We start from the raw sequence: 3,469 nt of genomic DNA on the forward strand, positions 1-3,469 counted from the left end.
CGCAGCGCGCCACTGGGGCGCTTGCAGCATGGCACCGGCCAGCGTGCCCACTTTGCGCAGGGCGCGGGTGCGGCCCGAGCTGGACAGATCGAACTGCGCCAAGTCCCAGCGGCTGCGCGCGGCCAGCACGGCACGATCGCTGCTGGTGTGCAGTTGCACCGGGCGGCCCAGCAGGCGTTCGGCCAGCGCGGCCACGGCGGGCTCGGCGTACAGCGGTGTGGCTGCGTGGTCGGCCCCGGCCAGCTGGCCCAACGCCAGCGCGGCGGCGCCAAGCGGCAGTACGGCCACACCGTGGTCGCTGCCGTAGTGGGTGATGACCAGGTGGGCGTCTTCCGGGGTGCCTTGCACGTAGCAGGCGCCGGGCGCGTGTGGGTTGGTGGCGCTGTGGTGGGTACTGTTGCTGCTGTGGTCGGTGCCATCGACCGGGGCAAATTCGGGCACCACGCGGGCGGGCGGGCGGCCTGCCGCTTCCAGCGCTTGCAGGCAGGCGCGCAGCCAGGCGCGATCGCATACCGCTACCCACACGGTGCTGCCCGCCCGAGCGCCGCTTTGCAGGGCAAAGTGCAGTTGCGCGGGGTCGTCCAGCAGGCGATCTTCCAGCAGCCCTTCGAGCACGGCACGCAGGCGCGGCGATGCACTGCCTACGCCCTGGGGCAGCTGCACACGCTGCCACGACAGCGCGCGCGCGGGCACCACGGCCACGATCTCGCCAGCAGCGCGCCCGGGTGCAGGCAGCAGCGCCGCGCGCGCGCTGGCATGACCGGTGGCGCTGTGGCCATCGGTGCTCAGCGTGTAGCGGTATTCGGTGTGGGGCCCCGGGTGCGTCAGGGGCAGGTGGATGATCAGGGTGCTCATGGAGAAATTTCGCGGGCCATTGTAGGGGGCGGTTTTGACGGTGCTCAGGGTGCGCTGGCGCCGTCGGGGCTTTGCCGGGGCAGGCCGTCTGCCTGTGCGCTGGCACCGCGCTCGCGCCAGAAGGTGGTCACGGTCTGGTTCTGGCGCCGCACCCAGGAGCGCTCTTGTACCGTGGTATCGCCCAGGCGCAGGCGCCCGCGCACCTCGAAGTAATTGGACTTCACGTCGTGCCAGTTGGGATTGAGCTGCACGTTCTGGCCCAACAGGGCGCGCACATCGTCCAGGCTGCGAAAGTGCTGCATCTGGCGCACGGCTTGCAGCTTGTTGGCGCCGGCCGCGTCCAGCCCCTCGATGCTGGCCATCAGTGCCTCGGCGTCGGCGGTGTTCAGGTTGAGTGTGCTGCGCTGGGGCAGCACCACCACATGGGGCGCCAGCGCCGCCACGGTGGCTGGCGCCACGCCCAGCCAGGTCAGCTGGGCCAGGGTGGGTGGCGCCAAAGGGGCGTTGGGGTTGTCGCTGTCCTGGGCTTGGCGCAGGGCCTCGGTGAGGGTGTCGAGCTCGCCAGGGGCCAGGCCCAGGCGCGCAAACAGGCGCGCAAACTGCGCTTTGGCCTCGGCGTTGACGGTGGCTTTGTCCACCAGGTTGGCCAGGTTCAGGCGCGCTTGCAGGTCGAGGATTTGGCCGGACAAGAACGCGTCGGTGGTGTCGGTGCTGGCGTCTTCTTGCTGCGTCACGCCCCGGTCGGCCGCCAGAAAGCTCGACAGGCGCGCTTCTTCCAGTGGCACGGCCCAGGGTTCGGCCAGGTGGTCGTTGCTGTCCAGGTAACTGTTGCTGCCCGAGCGCAGGTCTTCGTACAGGATCAGGCGCGACCAGTCCAGCGCCCCGATCAGTATCCAGGCTGATTGCACGCGCGCGCGCTCGGCGGTTTCAATCTCGATGGTGCGCCACTGCTGCCACATGGCGGCGGAGGCAAAGGTGGCCACCAGCGTCACGGTGAGCATGGCCGCCAGCAGCGCGGCGCCGCGCTGGCGCAGCCGGTGGCCCAGGCTGGGGTGCGGGGTGTTCATGTTTTGCCTGCGCTCTTGAGCGGGTTGACCCAGTCGCGCCGCAACAGCCCGGCCAGCGCCTGGCCCGGGGGCAGTTGCAGTTGCAGCCGCACGCCATCGGGCACCATCACGTTGGCTGTGTCGGCGTTGTCGGCGGTGGTGTTGCCGCTGGAGAGGGGGTTGGTCCAGGCGTCGCTGCGGTAATAAAAGATTTGCCAGTCGGCCAGCGGCATGAGCACGACTTCATAGCGCCTTTGTGCCTCGCCGGGGGTACGTGCCCACACGGCGGCTTCTTGCCAGGCCTGCTGCCAGTCGGCGCGGGTGCGCACGGGGGGCGATTGCCAGCGCAGCCATTGGTCGGTGCCCTGCACATTGCGCCGTGTCCAGGCCACCACCAGAGCGCCCTCGTCGGGCACGGCGCTGCTGCGGCGCGTCAGGCGCAGCACCTGGCCGTCCCAATCGAGGGGCACGGTGTGCGGCAGAGGCAGCAGGGCGTCGAGGTCGTTGCCCCACTGCGCCAGCGCGGCTTGCAGCACCAGCAGTTGGTTGCCGCGCTGGCGGGTCTGTTCTTGCGCACGCACCATGCCATCAAGGCCGCGCCAGCTGACGATGGCCAGCAGCGCCATCACCGCCAGCGCCACCAGCAGCTCCACCAGCGTGAAGCCGCGTGGCCGGTGTGCTGGCGTGGAGCGTGGCGGCTGCGGTCGGTGCTGTGCCTGGGCGGTGTGCGGCACGGGTGGCCGGGCCGCACCTGCCCGGCGTGCGCGCTTCCTGCGCGTGTGCAGGGAGATGGTCATCTCAGCGCCGCCCCACGATGGTGGACAGGCGCAGCACCGGGCTGGCGCCATCGTCTGTCACCTGGGCATCTACGCGCCGGAAGCTGGGGTTGGGCGTGGGCCGCACCACCAGGTTCACGGTAAAGCTGCGGCCTGCCTGTTCGCAGGGCTGGGCACTGTCGCCCACGGCGGGCATTTGGCGCGACAGGCGGGTTTTGACCAGCTCGTTCTCTGCGCACAGGTGGGCCAGCAGGATGTCAGATTGGCGCTGGGCGTTGCGCGCCAAGGCAGTGGTGGCTTGCAGACCCGCCATGAGTGCAATCGCCACAATGGCCAGTGCTACCAGCACCTCGATCAGGGTGAAGCCGCGCTGTGTCATGGGGCTGGCCCGGTGGTGAAGGGGCGCAGGCCGTCGGTGGCCACGCGCAGGGCGTGCTCAGGGTGCTGGGGCTGCACCAGGATGACTTGCTGGGGGCCGATCAGTGGCTCGGGGCCCAGCACCAGGCTGCCCGGGCCGCGCACGCGGGTGCTGTTGTCCAGCCACTGCGTGGGAAGGGTGCCTGCGCGCAGGCCATCGAAACGAAAGCCCCCCTCCACCGCGCGCCAGCGCACCAGCACCCCGCTGGCGCGCGATTGCGCCCGCGCCGATTCCAGCAGCGCCGCCAGCCGCTCACCCTCGCGCTCCAGCGACTGCTGGCTGCCATCGCGCAGCGCCAGCCCCACACCGGCGGTGGCCAGCGCCATGATGCTGACGACCACCAGCAGCTCCAGCAGCGTGAAGCCCCGCGCGCG

Annotated in this window: 5 protein-coding genes; all 5 read right to left on the reverse strand. The window is 70.6% G+C overall.

Annotation, left to right across the window (positions count from 1 at the left end; all coding sequences use genetic code 11):
• Positions 1 to 855: type II secretion system protein GspL (gene gspL, locus PHX69_RS14755; protein ID WP_288044692.1), on the reverse strand; the 855-nt coding region annotated here is incomplete at its 3' end.
• Between the two features lie 44 nt (positions 856 to 899).
• Entirely contained in the window at positions 900 to 1,922 is a 1,023-nt protein-coding gene (gspK, locus tag PHX69_RS14760) for a type II secretion system minor pseudopilin GspK (RefSeq protein ID WP_288044694.1), read from the reverse strand.
• A complete protein-coding gene (locus PHX69_RS14765; protein ID WP_288044697.1) occupies positions 1,919 to 2,698 on the reverse strand; it encodes a prepilin-type N-terminal cleavage/methylation domain-containing protein in 780 nt (259 codons plus the stop codon). Before PHX69_RS14765 ends, gspK begins: the two co-directional genes overlap by 4 nt.
• 1 nt (position 2,699) lies before the next feature.
• A complete protein-coding gene (gspI, locus tag PHX69_RS14770; RefSeq protein ID WP_119013773.1) occupies positions 2,700 to 3,056 on the reverse strand; it encodes a type II secretion system minor pseudopilin GspI in 357 nt (118 codons plus the stop codon).
• Positions 3,053 to 3,469: prepilin-type N-terminal cleavage/methylation domain-containing protein (locus PHX69_RS14775; protein WP_288044700.1), on the reverse strand; the 417-nt coding region annotated here is incomplete at its 5' end. The genes PHX69_RS14775 and gspI, both read right to left, overlap by 4 nt.

The organism is Simplicispira sp., assembly GCF_028687295.1.
In the GTDB taxonomy this organism is placed as follows: Bacteria; Pseudomonadota; Gammaproteobacteria; order Burkholderiales; family Burkholderiaceae_C; genus Simplicispira; species Simplicispira metamorpha.